We start from the raw sequence: 3,030 nt of genomic DNA, 5'->3' as shown, positions 1-3,030 counted from the left end.
CCCGGCGCCACGGCATTCCGCCGCCGTACGTTCCGTCCCGCTCAGTCGCTCGGGAAATCACCGAGTTCAATCGTTGGGGTCTGCATGCCCAGCGCCCGCATCTCGACGATCGGGTTCATGAACTCACGCTCGCGGTAAATCAGCCCGTCTCGCATTTCGAACGAATAAATGAAATGGTTGCGGTAGAACACCGGGTCATGGCCAGGCAGATTGATGTTGCCCTCGCCATCGCACTCGGCCCACACACGGTCGGGATCATCGGTTGTCCAAATAGTGATATTGCTCCATGCCCAATCAGGGAAATGCTCCGATGACCACACGTCGTATTTCGCGATATTCTCACGTCCCTGGGCGAAAACCGGCTCCCCGGAATCCGATGTCCACAATCCGGAAATCCCGTCCTCGCAGAACAGCTCATGCCGGTGCAGCAGCGCGTCACCATGCCCGGAATGCAGGTACTTATCCACCACCGCGCGGTTGTGCTCGCGCCGGGTCTGATCGTCTTCGAAAGTCATACCACCACTGTCCACACCGCGCCGGACAAGCCAAGTAATCCCCTTATCGCCGAATGTTCACGCTGCCGAAAGACTGCCAGCGTACCGGACGCCCGATTATCACGGAATACAGCCACGACAATGCAAGCGACACCGCGATAACGATGGCCATATATGGCACGGAATCTATCAGGATCCCAACATCGAACTTGGCAATCACCACTTGCACGGCAAGCATAGCCGGACGGTGAATGAGATAGAAATACGGGCTCAATGCAGCCAAGAACATCATCATGCGGCTGTCGAGCATCTGGGTCATTGCACCCTGCGTATGCGCAAACGACCAGATGAGCAATCCGGCGGTCATTGTAAACGGCAACAGCTCCGAATACCAAACGCCGTCATGCATGATCCGGTACCCAACCCAGTCATCTTTACCATGATGGGCAATCTCGAACAGCAGGTTTGCCAGCATCATCAGCACCACTGCAAACAGTTGCATCATGCTGGACTGCATATACCCGTCACGCACACTCTCATGTGGCGATTCCTGCGTTCTGACGAACAGATACCCCAACGCACACCCAATCATAAAATCAGGGATACGTGCCGGCGGGAAAATATACATGAACCAGAATCCGAGCGTTTCTCCCCCGACCGGATGAGGGAAACAAGTGCTCAGCAACCCGAAGATGACTTCCACAGCCAACATCACCGTGATAACCGCCATCGCGCGACGACGTGTCTGCCGCAACGGCAGCCCCGACTGCCGTTCAAACCCGCGTAGAATCCACGGGAACAGAAAATACAGGAACAACAAATCGCTCAGAAACCATGACACCGAATTCGTGCCCCAGAACGTACTCCGGACAGGAACCCACGACTGGACCAACAGCATACTAGCAGGAATCGCTGCGATATCCTCCGGAGGCAACTGGTTCGGAGGAATTCTCATAATCACCACCATCAGGCAGATCATCGCGACATGCAACGGGTACAGCCTCCACAGCTTATGCACCGCGAATCGAACGTTCGCAACTAACGACGGTTCAGCCAACCTGTGCTTGCCAAGATACTGATATACCAGCACGAAGCCGGACAGCATGAAGAATATCGTGACAGCGGACGACCCCAAAGCATCCAACCCATCGATCAAGGTATGGGTAAGGAACACTCCGGCGCACGCCACTGCACGCAACACTTGCAATCCCGGCAATTGGCACCGATGACCGGAACAATCGTTCGTCATGGAATCCACTTTCCTCACACGTCCTCGCCTCTCAGCCGAATCCTATCTGCAAGCGGTCACAATCATCTACCAACGACCGAGAGCAAAATAAGCACGGGCAGACGCGACAGATGGACAGCACCGCGGATGCAATGCACTCACAACACACACCGCCGGACAAGCTGTTCCGTCTTGCCCGGCATCTCGGCCAGCGCTTGTCCGGGGGCGTTGCTTAGGATGGCCTCACAACCGAACGGGAGCCCGCAAGGGCTGAGAGGAAGCCACGACTTCGACCGTCAACTTGATGCGGGTAATGCCGCCGTAAGTATGCGATTGTTCGTTCCGTGATTCCCCTTGGCATTTGCCCAATCCCCGATGATTCGACCGACGGTCGGGCGACGCGCATGCGTTTCCTTCCCCGTCGCGAGTGCGGCGCCATCATCATCGTGCCGAACACGAATCAGACGGATCCTGTTCGTGAAACAACCGAATAACAGAACAAGCATGACCGGGTCATGAAGGAGCGCACCGCCCAATAGGTACGATTTCTTCACTGACCCGTTTTTTGTTGCTTTTCGAGGCCAGAATGCCGGTTTGTGGACGCGCTTGCGCCCGGTCGGCGGGCGGTCGCGGACGAGCAGCACCAACGGGAAGGATCATCATGATCGTCAACGGACAGCAGGAGACGCTCGAGACGCCGATCAGCGTCACCGAGCTCATCGAGCAGCGCGGGCTGCGCCCCGAGCGCGTGGCCGTCGAACTCAACGGCGATATCGTGCCACGCAACAAGCGCAGCGAAGTCATGTTGCACGACGGCGACACCGTCGAAATCGTCACCTTCGTGCAGGGCGGCTGAGCGGGTCGGACGTCAAACTAGCCGTCGGGTTTGTCGCCAGGCTTGACACCAGACTAGTCACCAAGCGGGTTACCAAGCCAATCGCAAGCTGTGGCTACGGCCAGTCATCAAATCTGGCAGCCACAGACCGCAACAGCGTCCGTAACCGCCGCTCCCCCAATCATCATCGTCAATCCCAAACCAAAATCACCCCAACCACAAAACTACAAAACCACAGCACCACCAAACCACCAGAGCACACCATGACATTCACACCATCAGCAACCCCCGAACAAACCGCCGCACGACAGCAAGCCTTCGACGGCCTGCCCGACCCGACCACGCTCGTCAGCCGCGAGGAGATTCGCGCGGCCCTGCTCGACCGGCACACCGCCGCCACACAAGACAAGCTCGACGCCGCGCACGTGGCGATTTGCGGTCTCGGCGGGCTCGGCTCGACCATCGCCGTCGCC

The 3,030-nt window shown here is 57.6% G+C and carries 3 protein-coding genes and 1 pseudogene; 2 read left to right on the top strand and 2 right to left on the bottom strand.

The features are described 5' to 3' along the window. Positions 1–41 precede the first annotated feature (41 nt). Both ACI38B_RS00315 and ACI38B_RS00310 read right to left on the bottom strand, forming a co-directional pair. Positions 42–515 (bottom strand): PhzA/PhzB family protein, encoded by a 474-nt coding sequence (locus ACI38B_RS00315; protein ID WP_015449679.1) that lies wholly within the window; start codon positions 513–515, stop codon positions 42–44. A gap of 43 nt (positions 516–558) precedes the next feature. Next, entirely contained in the window at positions 559–1,692 is a 1,134-nt protein-coding gene (locus tag ACI38B_RS00310; RefSeq protein WP_439729049.1) for an acyltransferase family protein, read from the bottom strand. Positions 1,693–2,383: 691 nt separating this feature from the next. Between ACI38B_RS00310 and thiS the strand changes: the two genes are divergently transcribed. Continuing rightward, positions 2,384–2,578 (top strand): sulfur carrier protein ThiS, encoded by a 195-nt coding sequence (thiS, locus tag ACI38B_RS00305; RefSeq protein ID WP_015449677.1) that lies wholly within the window; start codon positions 2,384–2,386, stop codon positions 2,576–2,578. A gap of 242 nt (positions 2,579–2,820) precedes the next feature. Continuing rightward, positions 2,821–3,030: pseudogene (locus tag ACI38B_RS00300) on the top strand (sulfur carrier protein ThiS adenylyltransferase ThiF); the annotation flags it as partial.

Origin of the sequence: Bifidobacterium sp., assembly GCF_051876855.1 — a bacterium.
GTDB lineage: Bacteria > Actinomycetota > Actinomycetes > Actinomycetales > Bifidobacteriaceae > Bifidobacterium.
This window is presented reverse-complemented; position numbering and strand designations above follow the sequence as displayed.